A 19,746-nucleotide genomic window follows, 5' to 3' on the forward strand; every position below is an offset into this window, starting at 1 on the left:
TAATCAGTGGGGGGAGAAAACCCCCCACTGATTAAAGTTTCACTTTATTAGGAGGTATTATGATGATTAAGTTAATTGTAAATGCAGATGATTTCGGTCTTACAGAAGGTACAAATTATGGCATTATTGATGGACATATAAATGGACTTGTAAATTCAACGACGATGATGATGAATATGCCAGGAACAGAGCATGCGGTACGCTTAGCGAAAGAGTACAACCTACTCGGAGTAGGCGTACATCTCGTATTAACAGCAGGGGAACCACTGTTAAAGGATGTACCGTCACTCGTAGGGGCAAACGGGTCGTTTCATAAACAAAGTGTTGTAAGGGAAGGGAATATAAATCCAGAAGAAGTTGAGAGAGAATGGACTGCTCAAATTGAGAAGTTTTTATCTTACGGATTAACACCAACTCATTTAGATAGTCATCATCATGTACACGGATTACCGATCTTACACGATGTTCTTGAGAGATTAGCGGCTACATATAATGTTCCAATTCGTCGTTGTGAGGAAGATAGAGCGGTGCATCCATTTTCTGATGTGTTTTACAGTGACTTTTACGCAGATGGTGTGACGGAAGATTACTTTGTGAAGTTAAAAGAAAGAGTACAAGGTGAACAAACGGTAGAAATTATGGTTCATCCAGCTTATATTGATCCAGAGCTTGTGAAGCGTTCTTCTTACGTAATGGATCGTGTGAAGGAATTGCGTATTTTAACAGAGAGTGAGTTGCCAGAAGGAATAGAGCTTGTAAAGTTTTAATAGAAAAAACGACGGCATGGTATAGCCGTCGTTTTTTCTATTTATAAAATGGACAGAACATATCCGCCAAAGGCTCCAAGTATAACGATAACCCAAGGTGGTGTTTTCCAAAAAGCGAGCAAGCAAAATAGAAGAGACGCAAAAACAAAATCTACAGCGTTCATAATTGTGCTTGTCCAAATAGGGTCATAAAAAGCGGCAATTAAAATACCGACAACAGCGGCATTGACTCCAAGTAGTGCGCCTTGTATGAAAGATATTTTTCTTACACTGTTCCAAAATGGTAAAACACCAATAACGAGTAAGAAAGCAGGGAGGAAAATCGCAATTGTTGCGAGTATTGCCCCAAGCGTCCCGTTTAACACTGCTCCTATATAAGAGGCGAATGTAAATAGTGGTCCTGGTACTGCTTGTGTTAATCCGTATCCAGCTAGGAACTGTTCTTTCGTCATCATTCCGTTTTGTACGAACTCACCTTCAAGAAGGGGCAGCACGACGTGTCCTCCTCCAAATACAAGTGCGCCAGAGCGATAGAAACTGTCAAATAAAGCGATGTAATAAGAGAACGGTCTTAATATTGGTAGCAGTAGTAATAGTCCAAAGAATAAGACGAGACAAGAAACTGCTATTTTTTTTGAAATAGGTACTTTTATATTTTGAGATTGGCTAATTGGTTGGTTGCGATATAAAAACCAGCCGATAAAGCCACATATTATAATGAGGATGACTTGTGTCCAACTACTTGGCCATAATAAGGCGATTGCGGCAGTTACGATCGCAATTGTTGCACGGTTGCGATCTGGAGTTAACTTTTGCGCCATTCCCCATATGGCATGAGCGACAATAGCGACTGCTACAAGTTTTAGTCCATGAATCCAGCCAGCACTTCCAAGATCGAACTGATTAAGGAATGAGGCGAAGAAAACCAAAATAAGTACAGACGGTAAAGTGAATCCAATCCATGAAATAATAGCTCCTAAAAGCCCGCCCCTTAATAATCCAACGCCCATACCGACTTGACTGCTGGCAGGACCAGGAAGGAATTGACATAATGCTACTAAATCTCCATAGCTTCGTTCATTCATCCATTTTCTTTTTTGCACGTATTCGTGGTGGAAATAGCCGAGATGAGCGACAGGACCGCCGAATGAAGTAAGTCCTAATTTAAATGAGACGAGAAAAATCTCTAATAATGTGTGAAAGGTGTGTTTGTTTTTTTTCAAAATAACCTCCTATAATGTTTTTCTATGTGCATTATACAAGAGACGTTCAATCTATAGGAACGATTTTAATGTAAAGATTTTGTGAATCTTTTCTTTGTAATTAAAATTGAAAAAGTCATAAATGATTATGTCTAAACCATAAAGTAGTAGAAGTAGTGCTGGGAAATTTATATAAGGAGAATGCCTTATGACAACACATTTCTTTGCCAGGTTAACAGGTAAGAGGGAAGTGCCTCCTGTAAATACAGAAGCTTTTGGGGTAGCAGAGTTTATTTTTAGTGATGATTTAACGAAATTGCATTACAGAGTAATACTAAAAAATATAGAAAAGGTTACATCGTGTCAAATTCATTTAGGGAAGTCTACTCAAATTGGTCCTGTTGTTTTCTATTTGTATGGTCCACTGGAGCAAGGGATTAGCTTGAACGAGGGAAGTATTACTGGTGTAGTGAATGTAGAGGATTTTGAGGGACCTTTACAAGGGAAATCATTTGTACATTTACTTCAAGAAATTATTCAAGCAAATGTATATGTTAATGTCCATACGAAATCACAAAAAAGGGGAGAAATAAGAGGGCGAGTTAGAAAAGTAAAGAAGTAGAGGAAAAGGCTGTCCATATGTTGGAACAGCCTTTTCTCATTATATAAGGTGCTAGTTTAGCGATTATTGTCGGTAAAACGATATATTGTGAAAACCGTTGATATAATCTGAGTTACGCCGATATATTGTGAGAATCGCTGATATAATCTGAGTTGCGCCGATATATTTTAATAATCGCTGATATAACTCATGTTACGGTCGATATTTTTAAAAACGGCCTCAATTAATTTTTAAAAGGTTGATTTTTAATAAAGAAGTCCATAACGTAAAACACTTCGTCATCAGGTATTTGTATTTCAAATGTATTTTCAATTGGTTGCAATGCTTTTTTTACTTTCATATACATCCAGTATTCATCTTGTCTTCTTTTCTCTTTATCAGGGTGAGGAAGAAGGTTTTCTCCTTTTTGAAGACGGTCAACCATACAGCTCATATGCAGAATAACACCCATTAAGCTATCAGGAGTTAGCTGTAAGGAAATTAATTCTTGAATTGTATTTAATGCGTAACGAATTGTTTTGATAAGTAATGCTCCATCGTTACGCTGCATTTGTTGTTCAAGAATATCCGCCATTTTTGCATATGTTTCTTCATACGTAATTAATTCTTGAATGGGCTGAATTGCTGTGTAGTTTACGATGTCTTGGAAATGATATGTTAAGCATGGCACTTGCACATCGAAATTCGTGACAATACAAATGATGTTACGCTCTTTTTTTATGTTCTCGATCATTTTCGTTAAATCTTTTTCATGGACGATACTAATCGGAATAATTTCAATTAAGTCTTTATCAAATCGTAAATAATTCTCTAACATTTTTTGAATAGCTAAAGCACTTCCTTCACCAGTTAAACAAGCTGTTAAAATAACAGATTTCATTGGAGAGAGAGGTTTTTTCTTTTCTTCTTGTACGTTTAAGTAAAACGGTGTTAAATTTTTTACTGTTTCATATAGCGCATCTAATGAATAACCGAGCTGAGCTTTTCGAGCTGCTTCCAGTGCATGTGGTGTGCTCGTCATCGAGAGAACACGTACAGAGATTTTAAACTCCGTTTCTAATATGTCACCGATATAAGCAAGTGACCCCATATCGACAAGTAAGAGAAGCCCATTTACATTTTGTAGTGTTTTCATATATACTTTCACACGTTCCAAGAAATCTTTCGGTGATTCATGTAACGGCATATCAATACCGGTTACTTCCTCAATGCCGAGAAGTTCGTTTGCAACGTTTGCCATTTCAGTTGCTATGCCATTACCGTGTGCTAATATTAATACTTTTACTTCTGTTTGTGAGGCAGGAATTGGATCAACAACGAAGAACATTGTTAAAAAGCCAGCTTCATCAATAGGCATTGTTATTTGTAACTCTTCTTCCAGTAGTTGAATGCCTTGCATAGCTACGGAAAAGGCTTTTTTATATTTCGTACGAATTTGATTTAATTGTGGGTGATGTATTTGTTTGCCGCTTTGTAAACGTTGTAGAGTTGTCTGTACATGTAAACTTAAAGCGAGAAATACTTTTTCATCAAACGTCTTAGATAAATGCTTTTCCGCAAGTTCCGCTATTTTTTCACATACGGAAACGATATTACGATCCACAATTTTAAAAACATTTTCATGGCTTGTTTTTTTTGATATTTGGTTAAAATATTGTACGAAAAAGCTTTGAACATCATTTTCTATTAGTAATTCTAATTCTTCCTCTTCAATACCGCGTGCTTGAAGTTCTTCGTATTTATAATCAATATAATCGTAAATAGAAGAGCGTTTTTCATCTTCTGTTTTATGATTACTCCAACCTTCATCACCTGTAAATACAAATGTTTCATTTGGTATTTGGTATAAGTGACGGCTCTTTCTTTCGATGAACAGCCCCTCTTTCATATACCAAGGTAAGTCTGTACTTGAAACATAGACAGAATCACGTTTCTTTGTTACGAATTCAGAATAGGCTTTCGCACAGGCGATCTGTACATCCGTTTTTAATTGACCGATGTTATTGGGACAATTGTAAAAGACGAAAGCACGCATTGCATTCGGACTAACGTGAATTTCTTTTCGCAGACGAATTGCTTCATTTGTAAAAAATAGTTGTAGTAAAGCAAAGCGCTCTTTATGTGTACGCTCACGAAGTGGTGGCAGCGTGATAGTCATCGGTATACGTCTTGTAAATGTTTTTAATAAAAATGAATTTGGTTCTTCTGTTGTTGCAGTAATGATTAATACTTGTGCTTTACGCTCGTTTTCTGTTTCTCCAAGGCGGCGATATACTCCGCGGTCAATAAAGGTGAAAAGCATTTCTTGGCCTTCTGGAGGCAGGCGATGTACTTCATCTAAGAAGAGAATCCCTTCATGAGCTTTTTCAATTAACCCTTTTTGATCACTTGCACCTGTGTAAGCTCCTTTTTTAATTCCAAATAACTGTCCAAGTAGTAGCTGTGGATTATTTGCATAATCAGCGCAGTTAAAGACGATAAATGGTGCATTTTTAGGAAGTTGTTCAACTTCAATTGCATATTCGTGCATTAAAGAAGCAAACATAGACTTTCCGACTCCTGTTTCTCCGAGCAGTAAAGTATGCATACCGTTTGGAGGATAGAGCATAGAAGCTTTCGCTTTTTCAATTGCGATTTTAAGGCTTGTATTTTCAATTGCAAAGGTATCTAATGAAGTCACTTCTTTTGAATGCGTTTCCAACAAAGCGTTCGTTTCTATATAAAAACGAACGGGACGCGTATTTGTTTTTAATAAACGTTTATCTTTTACAAGTTTGTTTAAGTCGCTACTTACATTGGCGCGATCTAGTTGCAGAAAGGTAGCGAGTTCTGATGCGGTTACACCTTCTGTATAATTGCCTTTTTGTATTGCGTTAAAAATGAGATCTATTCGTTTCATTTCTATTCACCTCGAAACTTCATCACTATTTAAAATTTTACACAAAAACGGGAAGGGTGGGAAGAGAAAAATAAAACAGCTTTAGCACATAGGCACTAAAGCTGTTACAATCTTGTGTCTTTCCAAAAATTTACCTTGAGATGAGAAGAAGGATTATAGGGAAGAAGTTTGTATCCTTGTGACTGTAAATAATCAATTACTTTTGGAAGTATTTGTACGGTTACACTCGAATCATGCATTAAAATGACTTCTACTTGTTCATCACTTTGATTACGTATTCTTTCGAGTATGGCAGAAGGATTGTCATAGCTTTTCCAGTCGTATGTATCGATTGTCCAATCCCACATTTTATACTGGGCCGATACAAGTGCGTCACGGTAATTCTTTTTTAAGTAAGGCATACTACCATATGGAACGCGAACGAGATGTGTATTTAATTTCGTAACTTGCTGGACAATGCTTTGTGTTTGCTCCATTTCTGCAATTAAAGTGGAAGGGTCACCAGTGTAAAGGCGTTTTACATCATGTGACATGCTGTGGAGACCGATATAATGTCCTTCTTTAATTAATCTTTGCATCGTTTTTGTGTAATGTGGCACTTTTCCGCCAATAACAAAGAAAGTTGCTTTTCCGTTCTTTTCTTTTAAGATGTTTAAAATTTGTGTAGTATATTTGTTTGGCCCGTCATCAAATGTTAAGTACGCAATTTTTTGTGTAGGAGAGGTCGTTTCAGTATTTGGATGATATTCAGCAGGAATAACAGTTGTTGCTTCAGTATTAGATGATGCGTACATAGTAATGGTCAAAAATAAAATAATACATTGCAATACTCGCTTGATCATAACATTCACCCTCAGTTTGACAATCAAGATGTAAAAAGAAAACTTGATACGTTTCTTATTATGTATATCTTTCTCCAATAGAGGAACTCTCAAACAATCTATATTTTGGAAATATAAAATAAGGAATAAAAAATAGCATCCTCTTATAAGAAAGAGGATGCTATTTGAATATTTCATAATGGTAAAGGCTATACTACAATTAGTCTTCGCGTTTTTTCACTTTTTTATAAAAGGAAATAATTGGTTTGTAGCGTTCATGTACAAGCCCGATTATTTCAGCAATGATTTCTGTGAAGAAAATCAAAGCGAAAAGAAGAATAATGGATAACCATAATGTTGCACTAGTGAAAATAATGGCATTTACACTAAAGAAAATACCGAATGCGTATATAATTAGTACCGTTTTGCGATGAGAGAATCCCATTGCAAGTAAGCGGTGATGTAAATGCGATTTATCTGGTGCTGAAATAGGTTTTTTATTTACGATACGACGGATGATTGCAAATATCGTATCAAATATAGGTACACCTAAAATGATAATTGGAACGATAAAACTGAATAACGTTACACTTTTGTATAATCCAAGTAACGATATAACAGAAATACAGTATCCTAAAAATAGTGCTCCTGTATCTCCCATGAAAATTTTTGCTGGATGGAAGTTGTAGAATAAAAATCCAATTGTACTTGCTAATATAATTAATGCAAGTGGCAATATAATAGCTGTTCCAGTACCCCATGGACTAGTGAAGGCCATATATGCTAGCGTTGCAAGTACGATAGATGAAATCCCCGCAGATAATCCATCTAAGCCGTCAATTAAGTTGATTGCATTCGTAATACCTACAAGCCAAAATACTGTAATTGGATAAGCAAGCCATCCAAGTTCAGTATCCCCAAGGAATGGGATATATAATACTTGCACTAATAATCCACTTTTTACAATCATAATGGCAACTAACAGTTGTCCACCGAATTTTACTCTCGCAGATAACTCGTACATATCATCTAAAATTCCGATGATTACAATGATAATCGCACCTAGCGTTATCGATAACATTCTTTGCTCATATAAGCCGCCAACAACAAATCCTACAGCTACACCGATAAAGATTGCTAACCCGCCAAGACGAGGCATAATCTTTTGGTGCACTTTACGTGCGTTTGGCTTATCTGTCGCTCCTATTTTAAAAGCTAATTTAATAACTAAAGGAGTAACGACGAGTACAGTGATGAAAGATGCCAAAATGGCATAAATCACTTGTGAGTCCATTAATACCCCACCCTTTATAGTCTAACGTAATTTTTTTTTGAAAATATATTTATCTGAAAATTATGATGTTTATTTACAGGCTCATAACATATGGTATCACAAAAAGATTAGAATTCAATCTTTTTTTCTTTTTACGCTTAATGGAAGCGGATAGAATATATGACAATTGTATATAGAATGTTGAATCATATAAGAAGGTTAATCGTACTGGACTTTGGAATATGACATTTCCTCTTTTTCTTCGATAGTGAATACTTTTATTTCAGTATTATAAGTGTTACACGTAGAAATGAGTAAGTCTCGTGTTAAAATGTGGGAATTTATCTGGAGTGAGCTGGTAGCTGGCTTCCCAATGATTAAGTTGCACTTTATATTATAGTGCATTTAATTTTACAAAAACTTTAAAAAGAATGAGGGAAGTAATTCATATAATGAAAAAGGAAAAGAGTTTTCTCATTTTTAATGTGAGAGGGGGAAGCACAGGGAGAATTCTATATTTCATATCTTTTCTATTGTATATTCCTGTGCGAAAAGGAAATGAAAATTACGATAGTAGGTACTGGATATGTTGGATTGATTACAGGAGTAGGATTGGCAAAGTTGGGGCATTCAGTTACATGTTTTGATATAGATGATGAGAAAATTGAACGGATAAAACAAGGGGATTTACCTATTTATGAGGTTAGATTACATGAATTAATAAATGATGCATATGAGAATAATGCTTTAACTTTCACATCAAATAAAGAAGAGGCGTTTGAGGATGTAGAGTTTATATTTATTGCAGTTGGAACACCACCTTTATTAGATGGGACGGCGGATTTAACGTATATTCAGAGTGCTTGTAATGATATTGGAGTATATGCGACGAACGATATTATTGTTGTTACGAAAAGTACAGTTCCAGTAGGTACAAATGATGTAATGAAAGGATGGATTGAGGAGGAGTTAAAGGGGAGATATACATTACATATCGTATCGAATCCAGAGTTTTTGCGTGAAGGTTCAGGTATTTATGATTTCTTTCATGGAGATCGTATTGTAATTGGAGCAGATAGTGAGGAAGTAGCAAGAAGAGTAGAGAGTTTGTATAGCGAATTACGCTTAGAAACGTATGTTACAGATATTAAAAGTGCAGAGATGATTAAATACGCGTCGAATGCCTTTTTAGCTACAAAGATTAGTTTCATTAATGAAATTTCAAATATATGTGAGAAGGTAGGCGCAAATGTACTGGATGTTGCTAAAGGGATGGGAATGGATAAGAGAATTGGTGCGTCTTTTTTAAATGCGGGCATTGGATACGGGGGATCATGTTTTCCAAAAGATACGAAAGCGCTGGTGCAAATTGCGGGAAATGTTGCTCATGATTTTCGTTTGTTAAAAGCGGTTATTGAAGTAAATAATAAGCAACAACTGCTATTGATTGAAAAAGCGAAAAAAGTCATGAACATGAATAAAAAGCGGATTGCAGTTCTTGGCGCATCCTTTAAACCAAATACGGATGATATTAGAGAGGCACCATCTCTCATTATAATAGAAGCATTAATTAATATAGGTGCAGATATTGTTCTTTACGACCCAAAAGCAATTCAATATGTGAAAAATATATTTGGAGATGCTATACAATATAGCAATTGTATAGATGAATCGATTAGAGATGCGAGTGCGGTTTTTATCGTAACAGAATGGGAAGATATTCAAACTTATCCGTTAGAAAAGTACGTACAACTTATGAGGGAGCCTATTTTATTTGATGGGAGAAATTGTTATACTGATGAAGATGTTAAGAAACAAAAGATAGATTATTACTCGGTGGGAAGAAAAAGTATTTGTAATAGAAAAGTTTCTGTTATACGTTAAAAAGGGATATACTCATGCCTATTTTTATATGTCATAATAGAAGCTGTAATTAGTGAAAGAAAAGAGGCAATCACATGACTGAACGTTTAAAAGTAATGACAATTTTCGGGACACGTCCAGAAGCAATTAAAATGGCACCTCTTGTATTAGAGTTGCAAAAACACCCAGAAAAAATTGAATCGATTGTGACTGTAACAGCACAACATCGCCAAATGTTAGACCAAGTATTAAGTATCTTTGGAATTACGCCAGATTTCGATTTAAATATCATGAAAGATCGCCAAACTTTAATTGATGTTACAACGCGTGGCTTAGAAGGTTTGGATAAAGTAATGAAAGAAGCGAAGCCGGATATTGTACTTGTACATGGTGATACAACAACAACATTTATTGCAAGCTTAGCTGCTTTTTATAATCAAATTCCAGTAGGTCATGTTGAGGCGGGCCTTCGTACGTGGGATAAGTATTCTCCATACCCAGAAGAGATGAATCGTCAATTAACAGGTGTAATGGCGGATCTTCATTTCTCACCGACAGCAAAATCAGCAACGAACTTACAGAAGGAAAATAAAGATGAATCACGTATTTTCATCACAGGAAATACAGCGATTGATGCGCTGCAAACGACTGTAAAAGAAACATATAGTCATCCTGTACTAGAGAAACTTGGAAATGATCGTCTTGTACTTATGACAGCTCATCGTCGTGAAAACTTAGGTGAACCGATGCGTAACATGTTCCGTGCAATTAAGCGTCTTGTTGATAAGCATGAAGATGTACAAGTTGTATACCCTGTTCATATGAACCCTGTCGTTCGTGAAATAGCAAATGAAATTTTAGGTGAACATAACCGTATTCATTTAATTGAGCCGCTAGATGTAATTGATTTCCACAATGTTGCAGCTCGTTCATACTTAATGTTAACGGATTCTGGTGGTGTACAAGAAGAAGCTCCATCACTTGGTGTACCAGTTCTTGTTCTTCGTGATACAACAGAGCGCCCTGAAGGTATTGAAGCAGGTACGCTGAAATTAGCAGGAACAGACGAAGAGACAATCTTTGGTCTTGCTGATGAGTTGTTATCAGATAAAGAAGCTCATGATAAGATGGCGAAAGCATCTAACCCTTACGGTGATGGTCGTGCATCAGAGCGTATTGTAGAAGCAATTTTACAACACTTTAATAAGTAAATAAAAAAGGCCCAATCGGATAGATTGGGCCTTTTTGCTACGGCTGATTGCGCATAATCCACTCCGCATGAGCATTTGTAGAAGGTGGCGGATCAGTTGGTGTTTTATTTTGGTTTGTTTCTTTTTTTGTTTGTTCGTTAGAATTAGAACTTGAATTTGAATCAGGATTTGAGTTGTTTTTTGTAGTTGGATTTTTTGCTTTTTCTCCTAATTCTTTTTCAATTTCGTTACGCACCGTTTCTATACTGATTGGATCTGGAAGGAAGTAATAAATACCGCCTATCTTTTTATCTTCACCTTCAAGCTTTAACGTTTGCATTGTAGAAGGATCAAATCCAGAAAGTTTATTGTAAAGAGCAAGTCCGTCTGAAATAGGAATGTCGGTTTTTATATATTTTCCAACGACAGCTGTTAAATCTTTAATTTTAAATACAGTAGAAGTGGAGTTTAGTTTATGAGCAACAGCGGCTAGTAATTGTCTTTGTCTAGCAGCTCGACCATAATCGCCATTTGGATCTTGCTTTCGCATACGTACATAAGCAAGTGCTTCTTCACCGTTTAAGTTTTGCTGTCCTTGCTTAAATTGGATTTTTTTGTAGTAATCGACGTCAGATCGCTCCCAGAAATCGAAGGGTACGTCAACGGTAACGCCGCCAACAGCATCAACGATACCTTTAAAGCCTTGGAAATCAATTTTAAGATAATGGTCTACAGGAACTTTTAGAAAGCCTTCGACAGTTTTGATTGCCATTTCTTCTCCGCCGTAAGCATGGGCAGCGTTAATTTTGTCTTCTTTATTTTTGCCAACAATTTTAACTCGAGAATCACGAGGAATACTCATAAGTGAAATCTTTTGTGTTTTTGGATTGACTGTTGCAAACATTAATGAGTCTGTACGACCATTTTGACCGTCTGTCGCATAATCTTCTATACCCATAATGAGAATTGTAAAAGGTTCCTTTGTAATTTCTACATCTTTATTTCTTAAATCCGATTTTTCACGAGTAAAACCACTATACATCCCCATAAGAGAAGAGTAAGAATTTAACACATAAACTCCTATACTGCCAAATAAAAATGCGAAAATAAGGAAGAAGAAAAGTTTCCTTCTTCGCTTCTTTTTTATTCTGCTATTTTGGAGATGATAATAACGTTCTTCCATATATAATCTCCTTAGTTCGTTAGTTCATTCGTAGGGAAGTAATTCACTACATTAATCTTTGAAGGTGATAAATGGGTTATGCTTAGATAACATCTTGTTCTAAGTACAACATATCTCCTTCTGTAATTGTACATTTCCCGTTTGTTAATTCAATCATCCAATCTGTAAATGCTTGTTTGCCGTCTTCTTCTACATACGTATCAAATGTGACATTTTCTAGATAATGTATATCTTTAATGGCATATTTTGAATTGCGTAATTCATTTTCCACTTTGCCAAGTAATGTGTAATCAATCTCGGTTTGCATCACACGCATTAGTTTTCGCTGGACAACACCGACATGATTAATGCCCTCACTTGTACATTTTCCATATGCACGAATTAATCCACCTGCGCCAAGTTTAATACCACCAAAATAGCGTGTTACGACAACAACGGTATCTTTTAGTCCACGTTTTTTAAGTACCTCTAGCATTGGTACGCCAGCTGTACCGCTAGGCTCGCCGTCATCATTTGCTTTTTGAATATGGTCTTGTTCGCCAATTAAATAAGCGGAACAATTATGTGTTGCATTCCAATGTTGTTTTTTTATTTTTTGTATAAATGCTTGAGCCTCTTCCTCAGTCGTTGCTCGGCTAATATAACAAATAAATCTTGATTTTTGAATGACGATTTCGTGTTCGCCGTAGTCTTTGATTGTAAAATATTGTAATAGCACTTGTGTACGCCCCTATCTATCAAAATGACTAGTACTTTCCATTTTAAAAGCGAGCCTTTTTATATTCAAACATTTTTTCTAAATATGCTGAAGTTTTTGGTGAGTATTTTATCTTTTTGTTGTAATTTGTCGAGATGGTAGGTATAATTTCAACCGGCATTTTCATGTATGGATGCACCATTTGTAGTTTTCGTGTAAAATTAGAAAATAAAACTTTTTATAAGGCAGGTACGAAAATGAAAATAGCTATTGTTACTGATAGTACGGCATATATACCGAAGCAAATTCGTGATGAACTCAATATATATATGATTCCATTAAACGTTGTGTTTGGAACAGAATCTTATCAAGAAGAAGCTGAAATTTCAGCAGATGATTTTTATGTGAAAGTACGTGAACAAGAGGAACTTCCAAAAACTTCTCAACCAGCAATCGGAAAGTTTGTTGAGCTATATGAAGAACTAGCTAAAGATTATGATGCAGTTATTAGTATTCACCTATCAAGTGGAATTAGTGGTACATATCAAACATCAACGACAGCTGGACAGATGGTAGAGGGTATTGATGTGTACACGTATGACTCTGAAATTAGTTGTGAAGTACAAGGATTTTATGTGCGTGAAGGTGCAAAGTTAGCAAGTGAAGGAAAGAATCCAAAAGAGATTATCGCTCGTTTTGATGAAATGAAGAAAACGATGGACGCCTATTTTGTAGTTGATGATTTACATCATTTACAGCGTGGTGGTCGATTGAATAGCGCACAAGCTTTCATCGGCAGTCTGTTACAAGTGAAGCCAGTTTTATATTTTAGAGATAAAATCATTATTCCGTTTGAAAAGATTCGTACACGTAAAAAAGCATTAAAACGTATCATTGAAATTTTTGATGAGCAAGCAAGTAAAGGTGTACCTATGGAAGCAGTTATCATTCATGCACAACGTGAAGAAGAAGCGAATGAATGGAAGAAAGAATTAGAAGCAAAATATCCTCACGTCACAATTCGTACAGGTTATTTTGGAGCTGTAATTGGTACGCACTTAGGTGAAGGTGCATTAGGTCTTGGATGGTATACGAAGTAATAAAGATATAAAAAGCTCTCTTTTTAAGAGGGTTTTTTTACAGGTATGTTACGTTTAGTTGACAAGTTAATATTTGGAAATGGTAAAATGTACGTAAAATAAAATAATGAGGAAAGTTTTATAACTTACTTTTTACAAGAAACTATATTATAATGGGAGAGAGGTGAAACATATGGAGCATAATTCTTGTTTATGTCCAAAGTTTGAGTCAGCTTTTACTCTGCTTAGTAAGAAGTGGACTGGCTTAATTATTAAATCTTTGCTTGAAGAGTCGAAACGTTTTAGAGAAATCGCAGATATTATCCCAAATATGAGCGATCGTATGTTGTCAGAGCGTTTGAAGGAATTGGAAAGCGAGGGCATTGTAGTTCGTAATGTCTATCCAGAAGTACCAGTTCGAATCGAGTATGGCTTAACTGACAAGGGAAAAGCGTTAGAAAGTGTTATGGATGAGGTCCAAAATTGGGCTGAGAAATGGATGAAGTAGCATTTCATTTCTATTCGTATATTTAATAAAACGTAAGGGATTCCTTACGTTTTTTCTTTGTTTATAGAAGTAAGAAAAGTATATAAATTTCTACACACACATACAAAAATATACGAATTTTGCACTATAGTCACATGTAATATTACATTTGTTTTACAAAAACGTAACATTAGCAAAAAAAATCCCGAATTATGGTATAAATTTTATAGGTTATATACGGAAAAAGAAAAAAGAAAGCGGTGTAAAAAATAAAATGAAAAAGCTAAAAATGACATCTTGCGCATTAGTTGCAGGGTTAATGTTTTCAGGGCTAACACCAAATGTATTTGCAGAAGATAAAATTTCTGACGTGAAATCACAAATTAATACACAAAATGACACTTTACATAAACAACAACAAGAACGTGATGAATTACAAAAACAAATGAATGACTTAAACAAAACAATTCAAGGTTTAGATAAATCTGTTCAAGAGAATGCTGCAAAGCTTGATGAAACAACGAAAAAAGTTTCTGATACTGAGCAATTAATTGAAAAGAAAAATAAAGATATTGCAGAATTACAAACAAAGATTGCAAAACGTGAAGAGCTATTAAGAAAGCGTTTAGTTGCACTTCAAGAACAACCAAATACGAACGTTGTAACAGAAGTTCTTGTAAACTCTAAAAACGTTGCAGATTTAGTTGATCGTTTAACTTCTGTTTCTAAAATTCTTGAGTCTGATGAAGATATCATGAAAACACAACAAGAAGATCAAGCTAGTGTGAAAAAAGATGTTGCAACGGTAAAAGAGAAACAAAAAGAATTAAAAGAAGCACAAGCTCAAATTGAAACTGCTAAGAAAGAACTTGACGCTGAAAAAGAGAAAAAAGCAACAGCGGTAAACGATTTAAGCAGTAAAATGGATACAGTTGTAACTTCAATGACAAGTACGGAAGGTCAATTGAAAGAGCTTGAGAAACAAGCGTTACAATTACAACGCATTGCAGAAGAAGAAGCACAAGCAAAAGCTGCACAAGAAGCTGCTGCTCAAAAACAAGCAGAGCAAGCTGCTAAAGCTGCGCAAGCTCAGCCAGCACAAGCACCTGCAGAGCAAGCTGCACCAGCAAACAATGGTGGACAAGCTCAAAAAGAAGAGCCTAAAAAAGAAGAACCTAAAAAGGAAGAGCCTAAAAAAGAGGCACCTAAAGCAGAAAAGAAAACACCAGAGCAAAACCCAGCACCAACTCCACCGGATACTGGCGTAATTGGTAAAGCTAAGCAATATTTGGGTAAGCCATATGTTTGGGGAAGTGCATCTCCATCAAACGGTGGTTTTGACTGTAGTGGATTCATTTCTTACATTTTTGGTGTAGGTCGTCAAGACGTTAATGGTTACTGGAACTCAGTTTCTAAAGTAAGTAGCCCACAACCAGGAGACTTAGTATTCTTCCAAGGTACTTACAAAGCAGGCCCATCTCACATCGGTATTTACGTTGGTAATGGCCAAATGATCCATGCTAGCGATAAAGGAATTGCGTACGGTGATATTAACAGTTCGTATAACAAAAAACATTTCTTAGGATACGGTCGATTCTAGGATTTATAAAAGAATAAAACATGTGTATAAAGTCGATAGCTTACTATTTTCTAAGTAGGTTATCGGCTTTTTTGAGTTTTTACGAGATGATGAGAAAGGTTTATAGTAGTGCTGGAGGTGGTATGAATGCTTGCTGGAAAACAGTTGCTATTAGAAGAACTCTCTTCAGATTTACGGAAAGAATTAAGTGATTTGAAAAAGAAGGGAGAAGTCGCATGTGTACAAGGCATAACAAAGAAGGCTTCTAAATATATATGTCAGCGCTGCGGAAATATAGAGCAGCGATTATTTGCATCATTTTTATGTAAAAGGTGCAGTAAAAGATGCACGTATTGCCGGAAGTGCATCACGATGGGGAGAGTTAGTGAATGTACTGTACTCGTTCGTGGGATTCAGGAAAGAAAGGAAGAAAGAGAGTTAAATCAGTTGCAGTGGAAAGGGGTTTTGTCTACCGGTCAGGAGTTGGTGGCGCAAGGTGTTATAGAAGCTATTAAGCAGAAAGAATCTTTCTTTATTTGGGCTGTATGAATAGCCGGAAATGAATACATAAAATTATTATTTAAAAACGCCAAATGATTTTGACGTTATTTTGATTGATATAAATCTGCTCTATAAAGTTGTTTATTATAATCTGTTTTTCCTTGAACTCTAGCGTTTCAAATGCATCATCAATAGTAGTCAAGGTTACTTCGCGAGAAAGTGATTCTTCTTCAGAGCGTTGTTGTTTATTAAGTAATTTTTCTTTTTCTAAATTAAGCTTTTCCATTTGTTGCTCTAAAAGGCCTTTACTTATGTTTGTAGTATTCATAAATAAATCAAGCAAACGTTCCATTTTCTTATCTATATCTTTAATTAGTTTTTCGTAATTTATTTTTTTCTCTTTTTTATTAGTCTGTTTCTTTTCTTCAGTTAAATTTTTTAATTCAGATATAATAACTTCTTCAAGTTTTTTTCTGGACCAAGTTTTATTCATACATCTTTCTTCATATTCAGCTGGGAATCTCTTGGCTCTGCAAATGTAGTAATAATATCTTTTGGATTCAGCAGCCTTAGATTTACCTGTGCTGTATGATACATAATTCTCTCCACAACAAGAACAAGTTATTAGCCCTGATAACAAGCTTTGCTTAGCTTTATGGGCATTATGTCCCTTGTGACGTTTTAAAAGCGCCTGTACACGTTTAAATTGTTCTGATGAAATGATAGGTTCATGTTGACCTTCGTATTCTTTTCCTGAAAAGGTTACACGCCCTATATATAATGTATTAGAAAGAATGTCCCTATATCTTCGAAATCTCCAAATAGGATAACCTTCCTCTTTTAAAACTTCCTGTACTTTAGTAATTGAATAATATTGCTCATACAAATCAAAAGCTCTTTTAATGTGAGTAGCTTCGTCCTTTTTAATTATTAAGTGTCCATCTTTCCTAGTATAGCCAGCTGGATCATAGTCTCCGCCGTTACCTCTTAAACCGTTTTCCGCTCGTTTAATATGTCCCATTCTCATACGTTCTGCAATTGTTTCACGCTCTAATTGAGCAAATACAGATAGAATACCAATCATTGCTTTACCGAATGGTGTGGAAGTATCTAATGTTTCTGTTATAGATACAAAGTCTACGTTGTTTTTCAAAAAATGTTCTTCAATGAGTTCTAATGTATCTCTTTGAGAACGAGATAACCTATCCAATTTTAATACAACAACTGCATCTATGTTCTTTAAATCAGTTATAAGCTTTTTTATACCAGGACGTTCTAAATTTGAACCAGAATAACCACCATCTATATATTCATCATAGATGTCCCAACTCTTTGCCTTGCAAAAAGCTCTTATTCTTTCCCGTTGGACCTCTATACTATAGTTTTCAACTTGGTCCTGCGTACTAACACGGATATATATAGCTGCTTTAGTCAAAATAATCACCTTTTACTTTTAAAATTTAGCGTTAAGAGGTGCCATATACCAAACTAATTTCCCTTTTACTACAACAGGAGTATATTCTTGAGCCTTAGAATCATAAAATTGTGTTTTATGTTCTGGATTATAACTCTCAGGTTCTAAAGTAATTCCGTCTTGGAACTTGTAAAATCTTTTTAAAGTTGCATCAAACCCATTAACTGCAACTGCTGCGATATCCCCATTCTTAATTTCAGTATCTGGATCTATTAATGCCAACATGTTCGGCGGTATGACTTTATTCATACTGTCACCAACTACTCTTAATAAAAATGCATGTGGATGATTATCTGTTATTTCAACTGGAACGTTAATCCATTCTTCCACAGCTACCATTTCAAGTGGAGTTCCAGCAGCTATTGCCCCTAGTAATGGAACAGCCTTGCAGTTATTTTCAATTTTTGGTTGGTTCGGTCTGATATGAGTAACTTTAGAATCTTGGTCTTCGATGATGTCACTTTTTAAAATTCCAAAATGATCAGCTATTTTTTGGATAGCTCCCATTCGTGGTTCTTTCAATCCTTTTTCCCAAGTTGATACTGCTTTATCTGAAACACCAGCTATTTCACCAAACTCTTTTTGTGAAAGATTATGTTTATCCCTTAATTTTTTAATATTTTTTCCTATGCTCATTATAGTGACCTCCGTCAACTTTATATCTATAATATTATACTAAAAGTAGAATATATTCAATGTAATGTCGAAAAAATTCTACTTTAAATTCTTAAAAATGATATAAAAGTAGATTAGTATAGTTTTTGTAGTGTTGACATTCTACTTTTAGTAGATTATTATGAGTTTACAAGCGAATAGAAACGAGGTGAAAGTGATGATTCTCACTATCAAACAAGCGCGATTAATAAAGGGTTTTACTCAAAATGAAATGGCGCAAAAACTAAATGTCCATGTTCAAACGTATAGAAATATGGAAAATCATCCTGATGAGGTGACTGTAGGAAATGCAAAGAAGATTTGTGACTTGCTAGAAATTAGTTATGATCAAATTTTTTTTAATGTAGACTCTACTTTAAGTAGAGTTGAAAGTGGAGTCACTCTTGAAATGTAGAAGGTGAAAGAAATGATAATTAGAGAAGGCATTGAGGTAACTAGAATAACCTTAGATGGTTATGAATTACCAATTCCAGAAGGGTATTCCGAGTTTCTACTTCGTGCTGGATATTGGAGGTACGGTGAAAAAGTAGAAAAAATCAACCATGAGAAAATTTTGTCGAATTATGAAAGAGAAGTAGTAATAGAGGATGGCAAGTTGTGTACAAATTTAACTTATATCGGAAAACAAAAATAGATAAGGAAGGTGACTAATCATGAACGGAGTATTATCCGCAAGTAAATTAATGAAAGCATCTCAAGTACGTCAGCAATGTGCTGAGATGCGAAAGAGTCCAGCGTTATTACTCATTACTGAATTAGAAGCAAAGTGTCAGCTAAGGGAAATGAACCGTAAGGTTTCAGCCCGAAGGGAGGTGAGTTAATTGTTCAAAGGTTATTGCTTTATTGAAAAAGACGGACAGTTTTGTCCAGCGGTTAACCTTGCGAGTGCACAAGAAACTTGGAACTATGTAAATTTACAAAAGCATATTTTCCCTGAAGTTCGAATTTGTGATGAAGATGATTTTACTGTAGTTCATGCACTCGATGGAAAGATTGTATTTCCACAAGAGTGGGTTGTAATGGAACAGAAAATGAATGAGGTGAGTTAATTGAAGGAAGTAACGTTGATTTTTAAGTCAGGTGCTAAAGCAAGTTTTACAGTAGAGCAATTTAAAACATTTAAAAATAACTTTGGTGCTTTATCGAAAATTGAATATGAAGGTGCTATTGGGAAGGTACCATCTCACGTTAATGCAAGTAATATTGATGCAATAATTGTGGAAGACATTGCTGAAGAGGAATCTATTAAAGAACCAGATCATCCAATTGAAGACTTCTATGGTTCTGAAATTAAGCAAGATGATAAGTATTTTATGTTTGGCCAGGATGCCGTACTTGAAGGAAATCTAACAAATTACTTAATTGCGGAACAAAATGTTGAATGCTTTCGAGCTGTATAAAAAGAAAAACCACCTGCACCAACAGGTGATTTAG

The 19,746-nt window shown here is 35.3% G+C and carries 20 protein-coding genes and 1 pseudogene; 13 read left to right on the plus strand and 8 right to left on the minus strand.

The genetic code is table 11. From position 1 onward, the window contains the following. The first annotated feature begins 62 nt into the window (after window positions 1-62). Window positions 63-767 carry a chitin disaccharide deacetylase gene (gene chbG, locus CGQ22_RS09980; RefSeq protein ID WP_046946620.1) on the plus strand — a complete coding sequence of 235 codons (705 nt, stop codon included), beginning with the start codon at window positions 63-65 and terminating at the stop codon, window positions 765-767. Between the two features lie 41 nt (window positions 768-808). Here chbG and CGQ22_RS09985 read toward each other — a convergent pair whose 3' ends face one another. After that, on the minus strand, window positions 809-1,990 hold the full coding sequence (locus CGQ22_RS09985) for a chromate transporter (RefSeq protein ID WP_061884758.1): 1,182 nt from the start codon (window positions 1,988-1,990) through the stop codon (window positions 809-811). Window positions 1,991-2,177: 187 nt separating this feature from the next. On the opposite strand from CGQ22_RS09985, the gene exsM reads away from it, so the two are divergent. Next, window positions 2,178-2,591 (plus strand): exosporium regulatory protein ExsM, encoded by a 414-nt coding sequence (gene exsM / locus CGQ22_RS09990; RefSeq protein ID WP_000207045.1) that lies wholly within the window; start codon window positions 2,178-2,180, stop codon window positions 2,589-2,591. A gap of 223 nt (window positions 2,592-2,814) precedes the next feature. Here exsM and CGQ22_RS10000 read toward each other — a convergent pair whose 3' ends face one another. The 3 genes from CGQ22_RS10000 to CGQ22_RS10010 all read right to left on the minus strand — a co-directional run bounded on the left by CGQ22_RS10000 (window position 2,815) and on the right by CGQ22_RS10010 (window position 7,605). Next, window positions 2,815-5,490 (minus strand): sigma-54-dependent transcriptional regulator, encoded by a 2,676-nt coding sequence (locus CGQ22_RS10000; protein WP_089148629.1) that lies wholly within the window; start codon window positions 5,488-5,490, stop codon window positions 2,815-2,817. Between the two features lie 104 nt (window positions 5,491-5,594). Beyond that, a complete protein-coding gene (locus tag CGQ22_RS10005; RefSeq protein ID WP_089148630.1) occupies window positions 5,595-6,332 on the minus strand; it encodes a polysaccharide deacetylase family protein in 738 nt (245 codons plus the stop codon). Window positions 6,333-6,531: 199 nt separating this feature from the next. Further along, window positions 6,532-7,605 carry a glycosyltransferase family 4 protein gene (locus CGQ22_RS10010; protein ID WP_000378319.1) on the minus strand — a complete coding sequence of 358 codons (1,074 nt, stop codon included), beginning with the start codon at window positions 7,603-7,605 and terminating at the stop codon, window positions 6,532-6,534. Between the two features lie 537 nt (window positions 7,606-8,142). On the opposite strand from CGQ22_RS10010, the gene CGQ22_RS10015 reads away from it, so the two are divergent. Continuing rightward, window positions 8,143-9,468, plus strand: a complete 1,326-nt coding sequence (locus CGQ22_RS10015) for a UDP-glucose dehydrogenase family protein (RefSeq protein ID WP_089148631.1) — start codon at window positions 8,143-8,145, stop codon at window positions 9,466-9,468. 74 nt (window positions 9,469-9,542) lie between these two features. Further along, window positions 9,543-10,658, plus strand: coding sequence for a non-hydrolyzing UDP-N-acetylglucosamine 2-epimerase (gene wecB / locus CGQ22_RS10020; RefSeq protein ID WP_000140145.1), 1,116 nt, complete (start codon window positions 9,543-9,545; stop codon window positions 10,656-10,658). Between the two features lie 37 nt (window positions 10,659-10,695). On the opposite strand, the gene CGQ22_RS10025 is transcribed toward wecB, so the two are convergent. After that, the gene (locus CGQ22_RS10025; protein ID WP_061884756.1) at window positions 10,696-11,820 is read right to left on the minus strand and encodes an LCP family protein; all 1,125 of its coding nucleotides are present in this window, start codon (window positions 11,818-11,820) and stop codon (window positions 10,696-10,698) included. Window positions 11,821-11,902: 82 nt separating this feature from the next. Continuing rightward, window positions 11,903-12,538, minus strand: coding sequence for a YigZ family protein (locus tag CGQ22_RS10030; RefSeq protein WP_000926664.1), 636 nt, complete (start codon window positions 12,536-12,538; stop codon window positions 11,903-11,905). Window positions 12,539-12,774: 236 nt separating this feature from the next. Here CGQ22_RS10030 and CGQ22_RS10035 point away from each other — a divergent pair, with 236 nt between their 5' ends. The 4 genes and pseudogenes from CGQ22_RS10035 to comFA form a co-directional block, all read left to right on the plus strand. Then, window positions 12,775-13,617 carry a DegV family protein gene (locus CGQ22_RS10035; protein ID WP_000684725.1) on the plus strand — a complete coding sequence of 281 codons (843 nt, stop codon included), beginning with the start codon at window positions 12,775-12,777 and terminating at the stop codon, window positions 13,615-13,617. Between the two features lie 172 nt (window positions 13,618-13,789). Further along, on the plus strand, window positions 13,790-14,104 hold the full coding sequence (locus tag CGQ22_RS10045; RefSeq protein WP_000400857.1) for a winged helix-turn-helix transcriptional regulator: 315 nt from the start codon (window positions 13,790-13,792) through the stop codon (window positions 14,102-14,104). Between the two features lie 148 nt (window positions 14,105-14,252). Beyond that, window positions 14,253-15,683, plus strand: a complete 1,431-nt coding sequence (locus CGQ22_RS10050) for a C40 family peptidase (protein WP_139032805.1) — start codon at window positions 14,253-14,255, stop codon at window positions 15,681-15,683. 126 nt (window positions 15,684-15,809) lie between these two features. Further along, window positions 15,810-16,208: pseudogene (gene comFA, locus CGQ22_RS10055) on the plus strand (ATP-dependent helicase ComFA); the annotation flags it as partial. A gap of 34 nt (window positions 16,209-16,242) precedes the next feature. Here comFA and CGQ22_RS10060 read toward each other — a convergent pair. Both CGQ22_RS10060 and CGQ22_RS10065 read right to left on the minus strand, forming a co-directional pair. Next, on the minus strand, window positions 16,243-17,598 hold the full coding sequence (locus tag CGQ22_RS10060) for a recombinase family protein (RefSeq protein ID WP_089148633.1): 1,356 nt from the start codon (window positions 17,596-17,598) through the stop codon (window positions 16,243-16,245). A gap of 18 nt (window positions 17,599-17,616) precedes the next feature. After that, a complete protein-coding gene (locus CGQ22_RS10065; RefSeq protein WP_089148634.1) occupies window positions 17,617-18,273 on the minus strand; it encodes a LexA family protein in 657 nt (218 codons plus the stop codon). 160 nt (window positions 18,274-18,433) lie between these two features. Here CGQ22_RS10065 and CGQ22_RS10070 point away from each other — a divergent pair, with 160 nt between their 5' ends. The 5 genes from CGQ22_RS10070 to CGQ22_RS10085 are packed head-to-tail and all read left to right on the plus strand — an operon-like array spanning window position 18,434 to window position 19,712. After that, complete coding sequence (locus CGQ22_RS10070) at window positions 18,434-18,706, plus strand: helix-turn-helix transcriptional regulator (protein ID WP_254704090.1); 273 nt, start codon at window positions 18,434-18,436, stop codon at window positions 18,704-18,706. A gap of 12 nt (window positions 18,707-18,718) precedes the next feature. Continuing rightward, complete coding sequence (locus CGQ22_RS10075; RefSeq protein WP_089148635.1) at window positions 18,719-18,946, plus strand: hypothetical protein; 228 nt, start codon at window positions 18,719-18,721, stop codon at window positions 18,944-18,946. A 19-nt stretch (window positions 18,947-18,965) separates the two neighbouring features. Beyond that, window positions 18,966-19,133: a hypothetical protein gene (locus CGQ22_RS31930; protein ID WP_175423372.1), complete on the plus strand. Its 168-nt coding sequence runs from the start codon at window positions 18,966-18,968 to the stop codon at window positions 19,131-19,133. Further along, window positions 19,134-19,361: a hypothetical protein gene (locus CGQ22_RS10080; protein ID WP_089148636.1), complete on the plus strand. Its 228-nt coding sequence runs from the start codon at window positions 19,134-19,136 to the stop codon at window positions 19,359-19,361. Then, a complete protein-coding gene (locus CGQ22_RS10085; protein WP_089148637.1) occupies window positions 19,362-19,712 on the plus strand; it encodes a YqaI family protein in 351 nt (116 codons plus the stop codon). It begins immediately after the preceding gene. Window positions 19,713-19,746: the final 34 nt, after the last annotated feature.

The organism is Bacillus sp. M13(2017) (assembly GCF_002218325.1).
Classification (GTDB): Bacteria; Bacillota; Bacilli; order Bacillales; family Bacillaceae_G; genus Bacillus_A; species Bacillus_A thuringiensis_K.